Raw genomic sequence first — 20,789 nt, forward strand, 5'->3', positions numbered from 1 at the left:
CTCTACCCGGCAGTTCAACGCCGGCGTGGACCACTAAAGCAAGATTAACCCTCGCGGTTAGTCGCCGATTTCGCCGTTGACGCTGCGCACTCCTCTCAGCTCTGGTCACTCGCCATAGCTGAAGACATGTCTGCAAAAACGAGATCTAAGAAGGTGGATAAAGGTTCTTCGCGCCCTTGTGCAAAACGGCGCCGACAGTTGCCCGGGCTTGCCCCCATCGAGCCCTCCATCGCCACGCTGGCCCCGCGCAACATCCCAACCGGACCATTGGCTCAGCTGGTCAAGGGTATCTTGGAGCGCATCAGTGAGATGGCGAGCGCGCTCGGGGCCTATGAGGCGCTTCTTGCAGTACTCATCCTCACCGGCATCGCCGCGTTGCAATGCGCGAATGCGATAACGTTGCAGCCGATCTTCAGCTTGATCGCCCTCGGTGCGGTCCTCCCACTCGTTGCTCGGCTCATCAAGTCACGAGATTGATCTCACCTTGATAGAGAACTACCGGCAGTACGGCGTTTTTGACGAAACCGACCAGCGCTGCGCATTCTGGCCTAGGCGTCCCGCAGATGGCGTCAGGCCCTCGCGTGGCCTGGCCCTCAAGCAGTCGCGTCGCCAACGAGTTTCAAGACAGACACTACGTCACGATCGAGATTGCTTCTCACTTGAATATGGTTGACTTGCGTGGCGACGGTGCTGTCCGTATGGGAGTTCCGACCGATGTTGCGCGGGCCTCAAGGCAAACGCTGGCGCGACATCGGTCGCTCGCTTGGCACGAACATCCGCCCGGGCCAGACGGCATCGTCTATCCGTCACGGTTAAACGGCCAAACGAACCTCGCAATCTTTGACCGCGCGGTGCCAAAATTGAAAGCTATCGGAGTGCAGCCTCTGAGCGGCGTGGCCGGCCTCGCGACTGTGCTGGACGACCTTATGGTCGAGTTGGCCCCTTGAGCCGATCAACAATCAAGACTGCAGTGGCGGTCATTCGTCGTCGGACGGAACGATCGACATCCTTGTCAATATTCTTCCGACGCCAAGGCCCGCCCACCAGCCATCGCCGCCTTTGATGAGGAAGACCGAGCTCCCGGCGAGGTTGTTCCGCGTGACCTCTCGCCACGTCTTGAGATCGGTCCCGGATGGCGTCGACGAAAATCCGGGATGCGTATGCCACTCACCAACGAACGTATGAGTGCGCCCGCTCTCGGTCCATCGCCTCTTGGCGAGACCCTGATGCCCGGGATCGTCTCGATCAAACCGAAGTTGTGCACGGCGGTCGCGCCGCAGAGGCTCCGAACATTCGGTGATTTCGATGTGGGGACCTCTGTAGCAGCCGATCAGGATCCCTCCAGCCTCTGTCGCATTCTCGGGAATGCGCAAGTAGCGTTCTATCCTCATCATCACTTGGTTGTGGACGACGACGAGCCGCATGCCAGCGCGGAAGATCATTGAGCCCGTGTTTGGCAAGCTGGGCACTCTGGAGCGGGTGTGAGGTTCATATCTTTGATCTGGAAGCTGCGGTCGGGATCGAGCACACGTGTTCGGTAGCGATGCCTTGGCTCGCCGCTATTCCATGCGAGAACGAGGTCGAGCGCCAAGGCCGCCGCTGACATCGATGCCGAGACCGGGAACGGTGCATAGAGCCCGTCTCCGCAGGCCGGATTGCGTAGCAGCTCGTTGTCGGAGTCTGGACGCATGACCCGGTAGCGCGGCTCGCCAGCAAGCTTGGGCTTTCGGCATTTGAAGCACCCGTGCTCCGGTCCGTCGCAGAGCAAAACTTGAGCCGCACCGCCGTTGCCGACAATCCAGGCGTGAAGAACTGGCGGATAGTTCGGTCGCTGCGACACGGCATGATGGTTCAAGGCGATGGAGAACGGTTCCTCACCCGTTGCGTCGATGACCAGGTCGCCCGACAATCGCTTCAGGGTCGCTGTCGCGTCCACAGGACGGCTGTCGACGGCAAGGTGCGGAAGCTGTTCGCGAATGTACTCGGCACAACCGCCCGCTTTGTTCTGGCCGAGAAATGAGATTCCGAGAATATGCCGCCCTAGATTGGCCGGCGATAATCTGTCGGAGTCAATCAGCGTGAGGCATCCTCCTAGCGACCCGGCGCCGCTTTGCGCGAGATTGTAGGCGAGAAAGCCGCCGATGGTCCCGCAACCGATCAGAACAATGTTCTTTCCGGCGAGGCTCGGCACAGTCCCAAGATTGCGCTGGTAGAGGAAGCGCTCATCGATTGGAGAACCCAGATGGCGTTCGACCGCCACATCCTCGGTGCGGTCGAGCAGGAGCTTGGGCAGGGCCGACTTCCGGGATTTCATGAATTCGGGGCGATCAAATCGTTTGGGAATCTGGATCTCGGCGAGACAGATGGCATTTGGTGCGCAGATCGCGATCCAACGCGTCAGACCGGTGCCCAGCTCCAGCGCGAGCTTCAATTCGTGTGCTACGCCAATCCTGTCGAGGAATGCGGCAAGGCCTCGAAGATTGCGGGGCAGGGCTCCGCCTCGATCTGCGCCAAGATCGCGGTCCACGCGCACGATCCGGCAGGGGGCTGTTTCCGGAGTGGCCTTAATGCCGCGGTTAGCCGCATGTAGTGCCTTGAGGGAAGGGGCGAGGCCGTCCTTCGGTGCCAGCACCAGCTTGTCTTTAGCCGTCCGCGACAGCCCGACATAGAATATCTCACCTTCGCCTCGAAAACCCTGTGGCAGATCCACCAGGATTGAAGGCCCGGCGGTCCAGTACTGGCTGAATTCGTCGACGTAGTCGAGATCGGAGCGGCCACGAAGCCCGTCGCCCAGAACCTTCTCCGCCAGCTTTAGACATTGCAGAACGGTCCCGCCGGGATCGTACCGATCCAACACCATGGCGCTTTTTGCGACATAGCAGACCAGGTCGTCCGGCCCGAGCAAATGTGGCGTTCGCTTACCTTCCGCTTTGCCGCGCGAGAGCAGTTTGATGACCGGCGGATCGACGAAATCAAGGTCAGGCACCTCGATCGACACCTCGGCCTCCAGACCATGCCGTTCGATCCGTCCGACGTAGTATGGATGCGCGCTCTGGCTCCAATCCTTCTTGAAGCCCTCCTGTCTTAGTGCCGCATCGATGGTTCGGAGGACCTCCTGCTCATCCACTGGTCGACCGTCCCACAGACGGCGCCGGCGAGATGATGGCCGGTGCAGCTACAACAGCCGCAGCCGCAGCAGCGTGAGCCTTGACAAGATCGGGACGATTGGGAATTCGCTCGCCAAAGATGGCTTTCAGATGGTCCACGGCGACCTCTGGCAGGTAGCAATGGTTGATCGCGTCATCCAGCTGCTCGTGCATCGCGTTGGCAGCCTTGATGGCCTGCTGACGTTGCTCGCCGGTCCAGGATGACCCGAGAACTTCAGCGGTGTCGGCCGGATTGAGAATCTCACCGGCGAACATATCGGCCAGGCGCGAAGTCACCTCGAGGAGCGCGAGATCATCGCGGCGCGGGACACTCAGATGGCCAACGTCCTCGAATGCGTAGAAGGCGCAGGCCATCAGTATGATCGACGAGATATGTTCAAGTTTGTGATAATCCCGCCAGGCCTTCAGGTAGCGGCATTCGCGCCGCAAGAGTTCGCCATAGAAATCGACGGCATTGAGAAACCAGTCATGAATCTTTCGCGGGTCGGACTGCTTCCAGTTGTCCTTGCGGTGCGCGAGCAGAACCTTGTCGGAATCGACCTGATCCCAGCGGTCGATCCGCATCTTTCGCGAACCCATAAAGTCGATGTTGTCTTCGGAGTCGGCAATAGCCCGGTCCATCGCAGCCTTAGTCAGCCTGCCAAACTGATCGTCGGGAATGGCATACAAGGGGACGTCAACGTGGAGGCAATCGTCGATGATGACCCGCGCGCAGGTGTCTTTCTCCTCGAAGCCCTTCCACTTCTCGCGCTTGATCAGTACCTTCAGGGCGGCGTCGATAATGTCGAAGTAGAGTTTCGCCGCTTCGGCGGGACCGTTGCCCTTGACGAATGTCATCGGCAGATAGAGGCCGTCGTCAACGTCAATCTGCTGCGGCGGCATCCATGCGCGCCGATTGAGCAGTTTGTACGCCTCGCTGCCCTGCGTGAAGAAGCGCGGCGTGATCTGTCTTCCGAACTGCCGTTTCGTCTCGCTCGCGATCACCGTCCTGAGATGGTCGCGGATCTTTCGCTTGGCGTTTTGTAGCTTTTCCTGTTCGTCAGCTAGCAGCTCGAGCTTGGCAAGAAGATCGACGGCCCCTTGGGCGCCGTGAAGCAGCTTATCGACGTTTGCCACAGTGGTACCTTTTCTGGTTACAGCTCGCTCGCCACCGACGGTTCGGCGATCCGGGCGTCGGGGACGGCTTGCATCCAGCGGCACGAATCGATGGCTACGCTATAGAATAGCGCTTTTGGGGGGCTTTGGAGAACGAATTGACAACAGAATCCACCAAAAAGAAGCCGTTTCAGATACTTGCGCTCAGCGGGGGCGGGTACCTCGGGCTGTACGCGGCCGAGATCCTTGCCCGCCTGGAGGAAAGGGCTGGCAGACCCATTGGAAGCTGTTTTGATTTGATCGCTGGCACTTCCGTCGGTGGGATCCTTGCAGCGGGCGTTTCGCTGGATGTGCCGGCTGCCCGGATGCGAGACCTCTTCATCGAGCGGGGTCGAGACATCTTTTCGGGCCGGCCGCGGCCGAAGTTCGGCTGGATCGACGCGGGGCGGTCAGTGCTTGGTCCGAAATACGATGGCGAAGCCTTGCGGAGCCTTGTTTCCGAAATTATTGGCGACCAAACGATGCTGGCTGCCTGCAAGCACCGCTTGATCATCCCCGCGGTCAACATGACGAAGGGGAGTGTCCAGATGTTCAAGACGGGCCATCACCCGGATTTCACGCTGGATCCCAAGCGGCGATTGGTCGACGTGGTCATGGCGACCAGCGCCGCGCCGACCTACTTCCCACTGGCGGAGGTTGGCGCTGCGCACTATGCCGACGGCGGTCTCGTCGCCAATGCCCCTGACCAATGTGCCCTGCACGAGGCAACGCACTTTCTGAAGCAAGATGTGTGTCAGATCTCGATCCTCAGCATCGGCACCACTTCGACCGGATTTTCCCTCAAGCGATCCCTCGGTCGCGATCTCGGCAGCGCGAAATGGATGATGCGAGGCCGGCTATTGAGAACGATCGTTTCCTCACAGCAGCAGCTCGTCGATTACATGCTGCGCCACCAACTGGGCGAACGCTATCTGCGAATCGATGCCACCCAATCGGAAGAGCAGCAGGCAGATTTGGCCCTGGATGTTGCTGACGCGAACGCTCAAGGCACGTTGCTTGGCTTGGCGGAAGGTAGCTTCCAGAAGGTTTCTGCTGATCCTGCACTTCAAAAATTTCTGACTCACAAGCCCGATCCGCCCGACTTTCCCGGCGTGACCTCGGCTTAGACGGCGAACGCTCTAAAGTCGGTACCTGGAAGACCAAGTTCTCATAGGCGTTTCTTGAGTTGGATCGATCCCTTGGTATTGCGATCGGTCCAGTAATGACCGCTCATCTTCTTCGGCGGCGTACCGATGACGCGGTAGCGGAATGCGCCATAGTGGATTTCGGTCTGCGTGCCGCGGGCGAGAATGTCGGGGTCGCTCTGGTAAACGCCAATCACTTCATAGACACCGTCATTGTGACGGATCAGCCGTCCAGCTAGCTGAAAGGATCTATTTGTGTTGGGCTCTTCGCCTGTCACCAATCGAACCGATAACGATGTGTAGGTTTGCGTAATCGTGGCGGCGCCGGTTATCGTCTTGTTCTCTCGGCCACCCTGTTCGGCGTAGGAGGACAATAATTCAGCGCCCCACTCGCCGGAGAGGTCGGGTGTCTTGTGAAAAAGCCGGAACGGCCAGTGCCGCCATAATACCCGGTCGAAGGCCGTCAAGAGGCCGGTGACGACCGCGACCGTGACCGAAAATGGCTTGGCGTAATCCCAGGATAGGTCTACTCCGAAGTACAGGAGTGAAATTGCCCAGACCGCGGCCGCAACGATGATGATAACTGAGATCGAAAAGCCTGAAGGCATGTCCGAAGCAAATGTCTGAGGAAATGGATATCGAAGCGCTGCTTCGGAAAGTACATTCTGAAGGCCTTCCTCGCTACCCTTTGCTGGTCGTGTTCTTCACCGGAAGCGAAGAGCCGCCGGATTGTGTTTCGATGCTTCGCGTTCCGATGCTGAGTGGAGGCTTTGTCTTTGGCGAGGACTTTGGCAGCCGGGTTCGGCAAGCAATGGCGGATAACGAGAGCGCCCACGATGGAGCGGTTGCGTTCGGCCGATCGAGGAAGTCCAGCTCCTATAAGTGTGCGGGCTGGTCTTACCGCATTGTCGCGACAACAGCATCTGGTGCGGCAGAGGCAAACAGGGGTGCGGCTTACAACAGCGCAATTTCATTGTCGCTGAGCCGCGGTGTCGATCTCGTCTGCCTGTTTTCCCTGGATCTGGAGATCTTCGTGGGTGGGAGGCGGGCAACCCTCGTTGAAGGTCGCTAGTTCATATCATATGGGAAGCGATTGCGGTTGCTCCGCCGATAACCAGGCCGTCTGAATACCGATCCAGCCCAGCACGCTGGACGGGGAGGGCAGGAACCACCTTTTTGTCTCCAAAAAAAGGTCCGAATCGGCCGTAATCGCGTAAATCATTGATTTGGCAACGAAAACCTTTTTGAAATCTAGCTCTTGTAGGGTGTCAGAAGTTCTCCTATGTTTCTGACAACTGGAGTGAGAGCCATGACCGCCCTTAGCACCCGGATTTTGGAAGTCACCAAAGAACTGCCCGAAGGCGCGCCGATTGCTGCCAAGGCGCTTTTGCACCTTGGAAAGCGTGCTGCTGTCGATCAGGCCCTTTCGCGTCTTGCCGAGCGAGGAAAGCTCCTGCGCGCGAGGCGAGGGGTGTATCTGCGTCCGGTCGAAAGCCGTTTCGGGGTTAGAGCTCCGTCGGTCGAAAAAGTCGTCGAAGAAACCAAGGCTCGCAGCGGTGAGACCATTGTTTCCAGCGGCGCGGCGGCGGCCAACCATCTTGGTTTGACAACGCAGGTACCTGTCCGTCAGGTTTACCTGACCTCTGGTCCTTCTCGCGAGCTCCACCTTGGCAAGCAAGTTGTCCAGCTCAAGCATGCGCCGCTTTGGCAGCTTACGCTGGCGAACCGTCGTGCTGGTGAGGTGGTGCGTGCGCTTGCCTGGGTGGGTCCCAAGACGGCAGAACGAGCATTGCGGTCGGTCAGTCAGAAACTGACACCAACCGAAGTGAGGGAACTCAAGTCCGCGGCGTCTTCATTGCCGACTTGGCTTGCCAGGCCGGTAAGCGAACTACATGTCTGACAGGTTCCTAAATCTGTCTGACGCCGAGCGCCGAGAGGCGCTCGGCGTTGCTGCTTCCAATTCAGGACGTCCGGCACATCTCCTTGAGAAAGATGTCTGGGTTGTTTGGTGCTTGAACGCACTCTTTTCCTCTCCACTGGGAGAGCACCTCGTTTTCAAGGGCGGAACCTCCCTTTCCAAGGCGTACGGCGCAATCCGCCGCTTCTCAGAGGACGTCGACCTTACCTACGATATTCGGGCAATAGCCCCTGATCTCGTGAAAACAAGCGAGAGCAATCCCGTCCCTCAGACCCGAAGCCAGGGCAAAAAATGGAGCGACCAGGTCCGAGAGCGACTTCCAGTTTGGGTGAAAGAAAAGGCGCTTCCCGTTGTCAATCAGTGTCTGGAAAACGACAAGCTGAGTGCAAAGGCGGAAGCCGATGATGACAAAATCTTCGTCCGATACGCTCCCTTGGAGACAGGCAATGGCTATGTAAGCCCCGCCGTCATGCTTGAATTCGGCGCAAGATCCACCGGCGAGCCGAGCGAGCTTCACGACGTGGTTTGCGACGCCGCCCAGTATCTTGAAACTCTCGAGTTTCCCATTGCACGGCCGAAAACCATGAAAGCGGAGCGCACCTTCTGGGAGAAGGCGACCGCCATCCATGTTTTTTGTGTCCAGGGCAAACTGCGAGGCGAGCGTTTTGCTCGCCACTGGTACGATCTCGTGAGGCTGGATGACGCGGGGATCGCGGACGCCGCATTAAAAGACCGAGAACTGGCCAACACGGTGGCCGGGCATAAAACATGGTTCTTCTCTGAAAAGGACCGTGCCGGTACGACGATTGACTATCACAAGGTAGTCAATGGTGCATTGAAGCTCGTCCCTGAAGGCGAAGCGCGAGCCGTTTTGGAACAGGACTATCAACACATGGTCGACGACGGCCTCTTGCTGGATGAGCCGGAGACCTTTGAGACGCTAATGCAACGGTGTGCGGACATCGAACGCCGAGCGAACAGACCAGCCTTGAAAATCTAGAGATGGTCGGAGTTCATGCGCTGAGCTCGATCAGTTATCGTGCAGATCACCTAAACCGCGACGAAAACTCCGCTTACAGCTCGTACTCGAGCGACAGGTGCTGGATTGGCGGCTACGGATTCTCGGGGCTGCCGCCTGCCGCAGAGGGACTTCACGAGAGACCCTGAGGCGTGTGCCGCCATCGTTGGGCAGGTTGAACCCGTCTGTGCCGCCTCTCTCCCGGCTCCAACAGGAGCATGAAGCCGTAGCCGGGCGATGCGCTAAAGGGATTTCACCCGAACAGTTGCGGATTGGGCGGACCAGGCCGGATTCAATCCCCGCAGCAGTTTATTAAACTCGTTGGCGATAAGTCGTTGATCGAAGTGACGGAGAATGACGGTCTAAGCTATGTCGACTGGTGGCACGACGCGTCATTTCCGGCGAGATAAACTCCAAAACTGCCGACCGGGATATCGGCCAGCAAAGCCGCTGCATGCTGAAAAATCTGGCGCATCCGACGCGGCTACAGGTATTCCGACTCAAGGACCTTCGCTTGCGCGGCGAGACGGAGAAGTCTCGCGTCCCGTTCGACCACGAATTGAAAAGGCGGCCGAGATGTTCAAGCAGGCGATGGCGGGGCAAGCATGCGTGAGTTGCGGAGGGATCAAAGCGCAGCGTTCAGCGAAGGAAGCGAGCTTCAGCGGCCTTGACCTCGCGCATCTTCTGGAGCCTAAAAATCTCCTCCACCGGCAGAATATCCTTGTGGACGTTCTGAACGCCACCGTCAGCAATGATCCGGCGGAAAGTCTCCTGCATGGCAGTTGCAGCAGCGCGGATGCCGTAATTGCCATAGATCATCATACGGACATTGCCCAGCGCCTTGACCCGTTCGGCGTCGAGATCCGGATAGGCGTTCGGCACGATCACGAGCGGCACCGGATCGGTCCAGGCGCGCGAAAAGCTTTCGATCTCGGAGGGATCCCGCTTTTTCGAGTGGATCAGGATCATGTCAGCGCCGGCGTCCACATAGGCGTGGGCGCGCTGCAGAGCTTCCGCTTCGCCGAGGCCTGCGATCAAGGCCTCGGTGCGGGCGATCACGAGGAAATCCGGCTCCTGTCTCGCCGCGACGGCAGCCTCGATCTTGCCCTGGAACTCCGCAATGCGCAGCAGCTCCTGGCGCCCATCGGCTGCAAGGCTCGTGACCTTTGGAAAGGTCTTGTCCTCGATGACGACGGCGCTGGCGCCGGCGCGCTCATATTCGCCGATAGCATGGATGACATTGATGGCGTTGCCGTAGCCCGTGTCGATGTCCGCGATGATTGGCAGCGTCGTGCGGCCGGCGATCGCCCGCAGCGTATCCAGATGCTGCGTCATCGAGATCAGGCTCATATCCGCCAGGCCGTAAAGCGCTGACAGCTCGAAGCCCGAGGCCCACAGGCCCTCAAATCCCGCCTCTTCGGCGAGAATCGCTGAAAGAGGACTATGGGCAGCCATGATGTGGAGGAGGTTGGTTTCGGAGAGGCGCATACGGAGGCATTTGGCCGGGGGCATCGGCAGATCTTTCAGGACAGGGCCGCGCAGGCGGCGATGATGCGGTCACAGGCGCGGGTGAGGTCCTCGAGTGAGGAGGCATATGAAATGCGGATATAGGGCGAGGCCATAAAGCCGCTGCCGGGCACGACGGCCACGGCGATTGCGTCGAGCAAATACATGGCAAAATCGGTGTCGGTTTCGATCACCTTGCCGCCGGGCGTGCGCTTGCCAATGACTCCAGCGCAGGAGGGAAAAACGTAAAAGGCTCCGTCAGGCACCCGGCACGATAAGCCCTCGGCCTGGTTCAGCTTGCTGATCACGAGGTCGCGGCGCTCCAGAAAGGCGCGCACGAATTCATCGATATGGTCTCGTCCGCCAGACAATGCCTCAATGGCGGCGTATTGCGAAATCGAGCTGGTGTGCGACGACGTCTGGCCTTGGATGAGGTTCATGGCCTTGATCAACGGGAGGGGCCCCGCACCGTAACCGACACGCCATCCAGTCATTGCATCGGCCTTAGACACGCCGTTGACGGTCAAAGTGCGCTCATAGAGGTCGGGCGCGACGGCGGCCATGGTCGCAAAGTCGGCGTCATAGGTGAGCTTTTCATAAATGTCGTCCGACAGCACATAAATTTGCGCATGCCGCCGCAGCACCGCGGCGAGCGCAAGCAACTCGCTTCGGCTGTAGACTGCACCGGTTGGGTTGCACGGCGAATTCAGCATCAACCACTTAGTTTGCGGCGTGATCGCAGCCTCCAGCGCCTCGGGACGGAGCTTGAAACCATCGAGCTCATCGCAGGCGACAAGAACTGGCTTGCCACCGGCGAGCGCCACCATATCGGGATAGGAGACCCAGCACGGTGTCGGGATCACAACCTCGTCGCCCGGATCGAGGCTGGCAAAGAGCGCGTTGAACACAACCTGCTTGGCACCGCAGCCGACCGTGATCTGGTCGAGAGCGTAATCGAGCTCGTGGTCACGGCTGAAGCTCTCGCGGATCGCTTGACGCAACGGCTTGATCCCGGCGACCGCAGTGTACTTCGTCCGGCCGCCGCGGATTGCCCGGATGCCGGCTTCGCAAACAGCGGCTGGCGTGTCGAAATCCGGTTCGCCCTGACTGAGCGTAATCACATCGATGCCTTGCTCGCGCAGCTCGGCGGCACGCGCTGTCATGGCTTTGGTTTCAGAGGGGCGGACGGCGCGGAGGCGCTCTGCAATGAGAGACACGATAGAGGACCTGCGGACTTGGAAGGACAAATTCTTTACAGTTCCTACCCGCTTCCAAACAGTCTAACCAATCGCACAATCATGTTTTTGCATGAAATAATCGAAAGTGGCGATGCTTAGTTGCCGTCTCCGCCGGACCTGCCGCATCTGCGGACCGTCCAGGCGGCGATGGAAGACTCGCGGACGTTGAGACTGCACGGCCAGCCGCCTCGGTTCGGCACTCGATACCGCCTGGCAGCCCCAGGTGTCTTCGTACGGCGAGGAACCGTCGCGGACGCGCGTCGGAGTGAACAGTGTGCGAGGCGACGGTTGAGGCTTGAATGTCATCAGTCGACAGGATCGATCTTGTTGCGCCGGCGCACGCCAGCTCGGTTTCCGCTCTGTACGTTCACGACGGATCTGTGGGGAGGCGTTCCCGGCTAGAGCAATGGGTACCGACGGATAGAGCGCACTAGCAGCACGCAAAGTGGCTGGTGGCGATTGCGCTGCGTCCAGACAGATCAGATTCCGCTAAGTCGTAGATGTCCCAATGGTCTGAAGGACATCAGCAAAGGCGCGCATTGACCTGTGCTTGAAATGATGAGTGATCGTGTACATGCATGGTGAGCTGATGAGTTGGTTTGCAGTCCTATCCAACTTCGACGGGAACGGTTGAAGATCTTCACGAGCCTCGGATTGGTAACAATCGTAAATGGGGCGCGACGGGCGAGCAGTTCGCATCCATCTTGTCGAAGCAGCCAGCGCTCAGCAGTTGACGAGCGTCTGCAGGGCCTCAACGGCAACCCGGAGAGAGGCTGACGGACGTAGGCAGTCCATTATTGCGACTGGCGCGGGTGATCGGCTTCGAACGAGATAGGGCGCTGCGCTGGATCTTAACGAGCATAAGCGTGCTCCGGCCATCGCAGCAAGCGCGTACTTTCTTCGCGGCCAATCTGTCAGAAAGGAACACGTTGCTTCGAGCCGCAGCGCCCTTCGACATCTCGTCTTGGGCATCGCGTATTTGGTTGGTTTAGATCGAATTATTCGCTGACTGTCATCCAACTGTAGCAGGCCGGGTTTTGAAGCTCCTAACGGCGGCCGATGCGACGAGAGAAGTGGAATGGTTCTCGTTCGCTGCGAGTTTTCGGGACGATATGGAAGCGCTCGATTGGAACCTGAATTCGTCGGCAGCATCTGTTCGATTACGCGGCTCGTACGTCTCTTCAGTTGGCAAGCTCGGATCGTGATGTTGATCTCAGAGGCCCTCAGGCCATGGACCGCGATGCTCATCCTGCCCCGACCCGGGCCGGCATCCGTTTTTGTTGCCGCACGTTGCGGGCCAGGCATTCATATCTTTGGGCGCCGTGCAAGTGGGAGCCCAGCGCGGCCCCGTTTACGCCAACACCTGCTAGCGAAACGGTGGGCCGCAAATGCGAGCGCTCCATTGAGGGTGTCGCGCCGGATCGCGATCTTCGAGGCTCTCATTAAAACCACGCGGGGCCATGAGTCCGCGGGCGAACGCATCTGCAAATCGTCCATCGTGGCGCAGGAAGAGAGCGACGGGCGTTGCCGTTCACCGGCAATCGTTTCCAGCACGATCTCTGATGCACTGCACCGCGCGATCTTCTCGAGCCTCACGTCACTACAGATACAATCACAAACGGCGGAACAAGCACATGTCTAAAGATCATCAGGCCCGAACGGCGCCTATCAGCCTTGAACGGTCAACTCCACCGGCTTGTCCGAACCTGAAAGAGACAGTCAGAGAGGGCCTGCGTGCACTCAGTGCTTCAACGGCGATCCAAAACGGCGTAAGACAACATCGGTTTTCCGGAACAGAAGCGGACAAAGCTCATGCCGCGAACTGGCTGGCCTTGCGCTTCCTGCGGGCTGTCGATCCGCAACGCATCATCCTCACCAATGGGGCCCAGAGCGCGATGGTTCTTGCCCTCGCATCAGTCGCTGCGCCGGGCGATACCATCTTAACGGAGGAGCTCACCTATTACGGTTTTCGCAAGCATGCGCATCTTCAGGGCATCCGGACAGAAACAATAGCGATGGATGACGACGGCGCGGAACCTCAGGCGTTCGAGACGGCGTGCCGCAAATTCGCGCCGAAGGCGCTCTTTCTGATGCCGACTATCCACAACCCGACCACGATCGTCATGTCGCTCGAGCGACGACAACGAATCGTTCAAATCGCAAGGCAATATGGAGTGAGCATCATCGAAGATGATGTGTATGGAGTGCTCGCAGACAGCGTTCCAGCTCCCTTTGGCGCGTTGGCACCTGAGATAACATGGCATATCACAAGTTTTGCAAAATGCGTCGGCCCTGGTGTTCGGGTTGGCTACCTCGTTGCGCCTCATGGCAAGGCGGCGCAAACAACGCTTGACCGCTTCTATGGCATGTCGACTTGGTTTGCGGCCCCTTTCTCTGTCGAACTGGTGAACCTCTGGCTCGCCAGCGGTTCGATGCAAAAGATCGTAGCCGGCGTCAGAGAAGAGGCGGTCGCCAGACAGAGGATTGCCACGCAATGGCTCACTGGCATCTCATTTCGGACCCGGCCGGATGCGCTTTTCCTCTGGCTCGATCTTGAGGGGATTATCGATCAGGACGAACTGGTTGCGCAATGCGCTTCAAGATATATCACCATCCGGCCAGGGCGGATTTTTGCAACTGATCCGAAGTTGCCTGTAAACCATGTCCGTCTTGTCATCGGCAGCCCCGAGAGCCGCGATGAGTTGGAGGCGGCTATGGCTGTGGTTGGAGGTGTTCTCCAAGCGGCCCGTAAGGGGGCTATGGCGGGCGTTCGCTGATGTCTCGCGATCCCCGTTTTATTATCGCGAGCTTTGATGGTTTGCGCCCCGACCTCATTAGCCCGCAATTGACTCCTCATCTTTGGCGCATGAAGGCGGCTGGAGTGACGCTTGCTAAGCATCGCACCATCTATCCGAGCGAAACCCGATCCGCTTTCCCGAGCCTTGTCACCGGCGCCACCACCGACCGGCATGGCATGGTCGGCAACAAGTACCTCGATCGAGCCGTGACCCCGCCGCGCTATATCGACACGTCCGACGCGGTTCTGCTGCGCCGGCTCGATGTCGAGAGCAATAGCCGGCTTTATTCGGCGCCATCGCTCGGCGAGATCTTGGCGGCGAAGGGGCGGAGCCTTGCTGTCCTCGCCACCAACACAGCGGGTACCACCAGGCTATTCCACCACAAGGCCGAGGATTTCGGCCATATCCGTCTGTCCGGTCATTTTCGTGAGGCCTGTGCGCCAGATGATGTGCTCACCGAGATCGAAAGGCGTGTCGGGCCATTGCCTCCAGCTCCACCCAAAACCGAGCCCGATCGCAGCGGACAGGACTGGATCACATCCGCCTTTCTCGACGTCGTTTGGCCGAAATATCGACCCGACGTGACGATTCTCTCCTACGGTGAGCCGGACGTCACCTCGCATTTCCACGGCACGGCTGCCGAGGCGACACGCTCCATCATCGCTCATTGCGACCGCCAGTTCGGTCGCGTGCTCGACTGGTGGCAGGCCGAGGAAAAGCAGGCTGGGGTTCAGATTTTCGCGATCTCGGACCACGGCCATATCACCGGCCATACACGAGTCTCAGTCGCCAATAGTCTGCGCGCGGCAGGGTTCAACCCCGGTACGGCACCGTCTGCCGACGTTGACGTGGTGGTGGTGCCAGGCCAGGTTGGTGCTCTCTATCTTGCCAATCCAGAGGAGGCAAACGTCGCGCGGCTGGTTGCGGCTATGACATCCGAGCCATGGTGCGGTCCGCTGTTCACGCGTGCAAAGGATGAGGTCAACGGCATTGCCGCCGGGAGCCTGTCAAATCGCCTGATTTTTGCGGATCATCCCCGCGCCCCGGACGTCGCGTTTTCCTTCCGCGCCGACGATACCGTCGACCCGTTCGGCCTCTTAGGCGGCACCTTCTATGACAATGACCGCCGAGCGGGTCTCGGTCTTCACGGCGGCCTCCATCCGAAGGAGCTCGCGGCAGTCGGCCTCGTCGCAGGATCAGTGTTTCCGAATGCCGGATGCGCATCTTTCGTTGCGTCAGGTATTTGCGACATCGCACCGACAATTCTGAATCTGCTTGGCATTGAAGCACCCCCGACGATGAGCGGGCGGGTGCTCCATGAATTGCTTCGGCCGTCCGAAGCCTTCGACAGTCCTGTACGCGAGGAGAGCTTCGAGACGCGCCTCGGAGGCTACAGGCAGTTGCTCCGGCGCGAGCATGTCGGCCACGCCTGTTACATTGCCGGCGGTTGGAATTCCTATTGAAGTGAGAGGCCGCAAAGGTTTCACGCCAAGCGTCCATCGCGGATCATATGCATCTGTCAGATGCCGCTCATTCGGTAAGAAAAGATCGAGGCTATCAGCAGGAACGGGACCGCGATGGTGGCGGCCTTTGAGGTGCCAAGGCGCGATCCTCGGGACCTTAATCGAGTACAGCGTATCTGCCTCATTGTCGCAACGCGCGACGTCTTGGATGTCGCGGGTCTCGTCAGCTTCGTGCTGTGTGGCCGGTGGGAGCACGTCTGGTTTGCAATGCGCCGTCGACAGCCGGATCGGCCGTCCGTCAGTCCAGGCCAGCAGTGTTGTGGCGCCGACGCAGACCGGTTGATCACAATCAATGGTCGAAGGACCAAAAGCGCATGCCAAAATATAAGTTGGCGATCGGTGGGGTATGCCGACGCTGAGCCGGCATCGAGGGTATGGACATCAATGGATTCTGCCCATGTCGCATAATACCTGAAGGTCCGAAGTGCGCTTAGACGTGGGCCTTGAGAGCTCCGCAGGAGCAGCGCGCTGCTTGCGTTTGGTCGCGCGGACGCGCGCAATATGCAGTCAGTTCTTTGTTGTTGCCGGGTCTCGGATCGCATTTGGCCGAGATAAATTTCTAGGACCGCGAGCTATGGCCTGACGAGCATGTCACGCCTTGCTCAATTCCGGTCGCAGCAAGGTCTGCAGCGCTTCACGCGTTGCTGCTTCGACACATTCTCTTACCGAGCATCGGACGTCATCGTATTCGGACAAGCTCACATCGAATTATTCGATAGTCGTCATCCGGCTGTAGCAGTCCGATCTTTTAACGTCGCGCACAACAGCGGACACGCCCAAACGGGATTAAGCGATCTCAGTGCCGTGCTCAGCAACGCGTTCACGATGTGGGAGTAACGGCGATGGCATCGGTATCGATTGACGGGATCGTGAAGAACTACGGCCCGACGCCTGTCTTGCGTGATGTCTCGCTCTCGATAGCGGATGGTGAGTTCCTGACGCTGCTCGGCCCCTCCGGGTGTGGCAAGTCAACGCTCTTACGTGTGCTGGCAGGGCTCGAGATGCAGGATGCCGGCTCGATTTCAATTGGCGGACGGGTGGTCGATGGCCTCAGGCCGAAGCGGCGGGACGTGGCAATGGTGTTCCAGTCTTACGCCCTCTATCCGCATATGACGGTCGCCGCCAATATTGCGCTGCCGCTCCGGATGCGGCGGCTCACGGCGATCCAGAGGCTTCCCCTTGTCGGCCGTCTGCTTCCAGGAAGGGCGCGGATTGCTGCCGAAATCGATATGGAAGTCACCCGCACCGCCAAGTCCTTAGATATCGGCCATCTATTGACCCGCAAACCGGGACAGCTCTCCGGCGGCCAACGCCAGCGCGTGGCAGTCGGCCGGGCAATGGTACGCCATCCGGCTGTCTTTCTGATGGACGAGCCGCTGTCCAACCTGGACAGCAAGCTGCGCGTGCAGATGCGCGCGGAGATCAAGGAACTGCACCAGCGTCTTGGGGGAACCTTCGTCTACGTCACCCATGATCAGGCCGAGGCCATGACCCTGTCGGACCGCGTCGCGGTGATGCTCGATGGCGAGTTGCTGCAGGTCGCTCCGCCGCAGGACATTTATGGCGATCCTAGCGATCGGCGCGTCGCAGAATTCATCGGCTCGCCCAAGATCAACATACTCGAGGGCGTGATGCGCGAACGCGGGTTCATCGACGTGGCCGGATCGACAATCAAGATCGATGCCGCTGCACTTCCCGGTATGCATCTGAGCCTCGGAATCCGCCCGGAGGCTCTTCATCTCGCCGACCAGGGCGGGCAAAGCACGCTGACTGGTTCGGTTCGCATGATCGAGCATATGGGCTCCGATCTGTTCGTCCATCTCGATCTGGCGGGCCCCGACCAGCCGCTGGTCGCAAGACTTCCGGCCGAATACGGGCCTCGTATCACCCTCGGCCAGACCTTGCATGTCGGTATCAGGCCGGAGCGAGTCCTTCTCTTTAGCCCCGATGGACGGCGTTTGCGTGGCCAAGTCGAACTTAGCCGGGCATCGGTCATGCCGCTTCGCGAGGCCGCTCGATGAGGCGGCCTCGTGCGATGACTGGTGCATGCCACGAACTCTCCCCGAGGGGTGGTGCGTCGACGTTCCGATGTCCCGCCGCGTCCAAGCCGCCCGGACGAGGTCTTCGCGAAGCCCTGGCGGCTTGGATCTTGGCCGGGCCGTCAGTCTTCTTTCTGCTCATGCTCTACTGCCTGCCCGTGATCGGCGTTTTCGTCATCGCATTCACCGACTGGCAGTTCGGCATGGCGACGCTCTCCTTTGTCGGCCTCGACAACTTCCGCGAGGTCATTGCAGACGAGGACTTTAGGTCCTCACTTCGCAATACAGCGATCTACTTGCTGGTCGTCGTCCCTGGCACTGTCAGCGTCGGATTTTTGATCGCTCTCCTGATCGAAGGCGGCAAGTCCTGCCGCTCCTTCTACCGCGCGATTCACTTTTTGCCCTTCATGGCGACGATGTCTGCCATGGCCATTGCCTGGGAGGCGCTGCTGCATCCGACCATCGGCCTTGTCAATCAGACATTGTCTGCGATCGGCATGCCGGCCGCCAACTGGCTGCGCGACGAGCACACCGTTCTGCTGGCGCTCGCCGCAATAGGCATATGGCAGAACCTAGGCTTCGCGATGGTGCTGTTCCTCGCGGGCCTCAAGAGCATCCCTAAGGACATCTACGATGCGGCCAATGTCGACGGTGCTGACCTGTGGCTGGACCGCCTGCGTACCGTCACGCTGCCGATGCTCGGCCCGGTCTCGATGTTCGTTGTCATCGTTGTCGCGCTGAGAGCGTTCGCTTCGTTCGACACCGTAAAAGTGCTTACCCAAGGCGGCCCCGGCCACGCCTCGGAAATGCTGCTCTACACTCTCTATCGAGAGAGTTTCGAGTATCTGCGCACCGGATATGGCGCCGCGGTCGCCGTCGTCTTTTTGGCCATCGTCGTGACCCTCACCCTCGTTCAGGCCCACCTCATGGACCGGAAAGTGCACTACCAATGAGCACCAGAGCGCTTCGCGCTTGCCTGTTGTTGTCTCCGGCTGCGGTCTTCCGGCATACCGTTCTGCTCGCCACCGGCGCGCTCATCCTCCTTCCTTTCGTCTGGATGGTGTCGCTGTCAATCAAGCCACCGGGAGAAATCTTCCGGACCAGCTTTTCGTTCTGGCCCGTCCAATTCTATGGCGTCGAGAACTATACAAAGGCAGTGACCCAGGCGCCGTTGCCACGCTATCTCGGCAACGGCGTCATGATCTGCACATTGATCTTGGCGCTGCAAATCCTCGTCTGTGCCCCGTGCGCCTACGCACTCGCCAAACTCCGCTTTGCCGGCCGTGATACTCTCTTCGGCTTGGTGCTGATCGGGCTCCTGCTGCCGCATCAGGTACTTTCGCTGCCGCTCTTCATTCTCGGTTATCAGATCGGCATCCTCAACACCTATGTGGCACTTGTTTTTCCCTATGTGGTCTCGCCCTTCGGCATATTCCTATTCCGGCAGTTCTTTAAGACCATCCCAGACGACGTCGTTCACGCCGCGCGACTCGATGGTCTCTCCGAAATTGCAATCGTGTGGAAAATCATGGTGCCAATGGCGTTGCCCGCCGTGATCGCCTTCGCAATTTTCTCGATCGTCTCGCATTGGAACGATCTGTTCTGGCCGCTGATCGCGGTGCACGATCAATCGCTGATGCCGCCGCCGCTCGGAATCATGGTCTTCAAGAGCGAGGAGGCGGGCACCGACTTCGGCCCGCTCATGGCCGCAGCAACGCTTGTCGTTCTGCCTCTTATCGTCGCCTTCCTGGCCGCACAACGTTGGTTCATCGAAGGCTTGGCGGAAGGGGCGATCAAGTAGCAGTAAAAACCTGGCTGAAGTCGCCGAACGCCGCCTCAAACCATAGCGAGCGACCATAGGATCCGCTCGCGAGAAATACGAAATATTTCCAAAAATGGAGAAAGCCAGATGTGGCGCTATTTGAAAATCATTGTCGTCATCTCCCTCGCTAATGCCCTTGTTGGAGGCATCATGAGTCCGGCGAAGGCAGAGGACGGCAGGACGTTAAGGGTAACCGCAGCATCCTCTGACCTTAACGCGATGTGGGTCGAACTCGCGAGGACTTTCGAGAACGAACATCCCGGCGTCAAAGTTGAGCTGGATAATTCGACCAGAGGTTACGACGATCTCGTCCAGGCAACTCTGCGCGCGTCGCTCACAGGTTCGTTGCCGGACGTGTCATTCCAGGGCGCCAATCGTCTGCGAATCTACACCGATCGAAACCTTGCCGTTCCGCTCGGCCAATTTCTGAATACGGACACGAGTGACAGCCGAAAAGCGCTTTCTCCAGCGGTTGAAAAAATTGGAGCATCCAAGGGTGATAGCTATGCGCTAGGCTTCGGCGTCGCCGAGCCTGTCGTCTTCTACAATCTAGACCTCCTCGCCAGAGTTGGCGGCGATCCTTCTCACCTCCCGACGACATGGGACGAGATCATAAGACTTGGTTCGAGTATCACCAAGCTGGGCGAAGGAAATGTCGGACTGATTTTTCAATACAATAGTGAGGATTTTTTCTGGGACGCTCTGCTCTTTAGTCAAGATGCGACTATGATGAATTCTGATGAAAGCAAGATAGCTTTTGATGGACCGGAAGGCCTGAAGGCGTTGGAAATCATCAAACGGATCGGAGAATCGGGACAAGCTTCAGTTGATATGTCGAAAGACCAGGCTCGGTCTTTGTTTGCCGCCGGGAAGGTCGGCATAATCTTCGACTCAAATTCAAATCAGCTGCGCTTCGAAGAGGATAGCAAGGATAAATTCAGGCTTGCGGTCGGCAGGTTTCCTCTGATGGCAGCGAACGGCACGCTTCCCGCCGCCGGATCGATCGCAATGATGTTTGCGACCAAACCGGAGCAACAGAAGCTCGCCTGGGAATTCATGAAGTTTGCGAGCGGTCCAGCCGGACAGAAAATTGTGGCACTCAAATCCGGATGGCTGCCCGCGAACGACTTCGCTACGCGCGATTCAATAGAGCTCTCCGGCCACTTTGCAAAGAATGCCAACTATAAGGCGAGCCTCGAACAGCTACCGATTCTTCGCGCGTGGTACGCTTTTCCAGGAGAGAACGCGGCAAAAGTCACCAAGGTCATCGTGGACGCTATGCGCTCTGTCATCACACTCCAGAAGGCGCCTGAAGCGGGGCTCCAAGCAATGGCGTCGCAGGCGCGAAAGCTTCTCGGCGTTAAATGAGTGTTTGAGGCTAGCAAGCGAACAGTACCGATGGTCAATGCAGGCCTTTATCCGGACGAAAGATATGGGATGGCTTGCGCCATCCCGTATATCGAATGGAGCCGTCCCGGGAG

Annotated in this window: 18 protein-coding genes; 13 read left to right on the plus strand and 5 right to left on the minus strand. The window is 58.9% G+C overall.

Annotated elements, in window-relative coordinates; translation table 11 throughout:
• Positions 1-153 precede the first annotated feature (153 nt).
• From QA642_RS39835 to QA642_RS39845, 3 genes are all read left to right on the plus strand, one after another.
• Positions 154-477 (plus strand): hypothetical protein, encoded by a 324-nt coding sequence (locus tag QA642_RS39835; RefSeq protein WP_283081744.1) that lies wholly within the window; start codon positions 154-156, stop codon positions 475-477.
• 188 nt (positions 478-665) lie between these two features.
• Positions 666-947, plus strand: a complete 282-nt coding sequence (locus QA642_RS39840) for an RES domain-containing protein (RefSeq protein ID WP_283087071.1) — start codon at positions 666-668, stop codon at positions 945-947.
• Positions 948-1,226: 279 nt separating this feature from the next.
• Positions 1,227-1,445, plus strand: a complete 219-nt coding sequence (locus QA642_RS39845) for a hypothetical protein (protein ID WP_271608625.1) — start codon at positions 1,227-1,229, stop codon at positions 1,443-1,445.
• On the opposite strand, the gene QA642_RS39850 is transcribed toward QA642_RS39845, so the two are convergent.
• Together QA642_RS39850 and QA642_RS39855 are read right to left on the minus strand one after the other, a co-directional pair.
• Complete coding sequence (locus QA642_RS39850) at positions 1,439-3,127, minus strand: ThiF family adenylyltransferase (protein WP_283081745.1); 1,689 nt, start codon at positions 3,125-3,127, stop codon at positions 1,439-1,441. The two genes, QA642_RS39845 and QA642_RS39850, sit on opposite strands and share 7 nt — an antisense overlap.
• Entirely contained in the window at positions 3,120-4,283 is a 1,164-nt protein-coding gene (locus QA642_RS39855; protein WP_283081746.1) for a CBASS cGAMP synthase, read from the minus strand. The genes QA642_RS39850 and QA642_RS39855 overlap by 8 nt, the downstream gene beginning before the upstream one ends.
• A gap of 137 nt (positions 4,284-4,420) precedes the next feature.
• Here QA642_RS39855 and QA642_RS39860 point away from each other — a divergent pair, with 137 nt between their 5' ends.
• Positions 4,421-5,428 carry a CBASS cGAMP-activated phospholipase gene (locus QA642_RS39860; RefSeq protein WP_283081747.1) on the plus strand — a complete coding sequence of 336 codons (1,008 nt, stop codon included), beginning with the start codon at positions 4,421-4,423 and terminating at the stop codon, positions 5,426-5,428.
• Positions 5,429-5,469: 41 nt separating this feature from the next.
• On the opposite strand, the gene QA642_RS39865 is transcribed toward QA642_RS39860, so the two are convergent.
• Complete coding sequence (locus tag QA642_RS39865) at positions 5,470-6,054, minus strand: hypothetical protein (protein ID WP_271608621.1); 585 nt, start codon at positions 6,052-6,054, stop codon at positions 5,470-5,472.
• 11 nt (positions 6,055-6,065) lie between these two features.
• Between QA642_RS39865 and QA642_RS39870 the strand changes: the two genes are divergently transcribed.
• The 3 genes from QA642_RS39870 to QA642_RS39880 all read left to right on the plus strand — a co-directional run bounded on the left by QA642_RS39870 (position 6,066) and on the right by QA642_RS39880 (position 8,364).
• Positions 6,066-6,518, plus strand: coding sequence for a hypothetical protein (locus tag QA642_RS39870; RefSeq protein ID WP_283081748.1), 453 nt, complete (start codon positions 6,066-6,068; stop codon positions 6,516-6,518).
• Between the two features lie 237 nt (positions 6,519-6,755).
• On the plus strand, positions 6,756-7,346 hold the full coding sequence (locus QA642_RS39875; protein WP_081494606.1) for a DUF6088 family protein: 591 nt from the start codon (positions 6,756-6,758) through the stop codon (positions 7,344-7,346).
• A complete protein-coding gene (locus QA642_RS39880) occupies positions 7,339-8,364 on the plus strand; it encodes a nucleotidyl transferase AbiEii/AbiGii toxin family protein (protein ID WP_283081749.1) in 1,026 nt (341 codons plus the stop codon). Before QA642_RS39875 ends, QA642_RS39880 begins: the two co-directional genes overlap by 8 nt.
• A 657-nt stretch (positions 8,365-9,021) precedes the next feature.
• On the opposite strand, the gene QA642_RS39885 is transcribed toward QA642_RS39880, so the two are convergent.
• A complete protein-coding gene (locus QA642_RS39885; protein ID WP_283081750.1) occupies positions 9,022-9,870 on the minus strand; it encodes an isocitrate lyase/phosphoenolpyruvate mutase family protein in 849 nt (282 codons plus the stop codon).
• 35 nt (positions 9,871-9,905) lie between these two features.
• Positions 9,906-11,105 (minus strand): pyridoxal phosphate-dependent aminotransferase, encoded by a 1,200-nt coding sequence (locus QA642_RS39890; protein WP_283081751.1) that lies wholly within the window; start codon positions 11,103-11,105, stop codon positions 9,906-9,908.
• Between the two features lie 1,655 nt (positions 11,106-12,760).
• Here QA642_RS39890 and QA642_RS39895 point away from each other — a divergent pair.
• The 6 genes from QA642_RS39895 (at position 12,761) to QA642_RS39920 (ending at position 20,676) form a co-directional block, all read left to right on the plus strand.
• On the plus strand, positions 12,761-13,903 hold the full coding sequence (locus QA642_RS39895; protein WP_283081752.1) for a PLP-dependent aminotransferase family protein: 1,143 nt from the start codon (positions 12,761-12,763) through the stop codon (positions 13,901-13,903).
• Positions 13,903-15,387, plus strand: coding sequence for an alkaline phosphatase family protein (locus QA642_RS39900; protein WP_283081753.1), 1,485 nt, complete (start codon positions 13,903-13,905; stop codon positions 15,385-15,387). The genes QA642_RS39895 and QA642_RS39900 overlap by 1 nt, the downstream gene beginning before the upstream one ends.
• Positions 15,388-16,289: 902 nt before the next feature.
• On the plus strand, positions 16,290-17,468 hold the full coding sequence (locus QA642_RS39905) for an ABC transporter ATP-binding protein (RefSeq protein WP_283081754.1): 1,179 nt from the start codon (positions 16,290-16,292) through the stop codon (positions 17,466-17,468).
• A gap of 128 nt (positions 17,469-17,596) precedes the next feature.
• Positions 17,597-18,439 (plus strand): sugar ABC transporter permease, encoded by an 843-nt coding sequence (locus QA642_RS39910; RefSeq protein ID WP_283081755.1) that lies wholly within the window; start codon positions 17,597-17,599, stop codon positions 18,437-18,439.
• Complete coding sequence (locus QA642_RS39915; protein WP_283081756.1) at positions 18,436-19,287, plus strand: carbohydrate ABC transporter permease; 852 nt, start codon at positions 18,436-18,438, stop codon at positions 19,285-19,287. The genes QA642_RS39910 and QA642_RS39915 overlap by 4 nt, the downstream gene beginning before the upstream one ends.
• Positions 19,288-19,395: 108 nt before the next feature.
• On the plus strand, positions 19,396-20,676 hold the full coding sequence (locus QA642_RS39920; protein ID WP_283081757.1) for an extracellular solute-binding protein: 1,281 nt from the start codon (positions 19,396-19,398) through the stop codon (positions 20,674-20,676).
• Positions 20,677-20,789 lie beyond the last annotated feature (113 nt).

Origin of the sequence: Bradyrhizobium sp. CB2312, assembly GCF_029714425.1 — a bacterium.
Classification (GTDB): Bacteria; Pseudomonadota; Alphaproteobacteria; order Rhizobiales; family Xanthobacteraceae; genus Bradyrhizobium.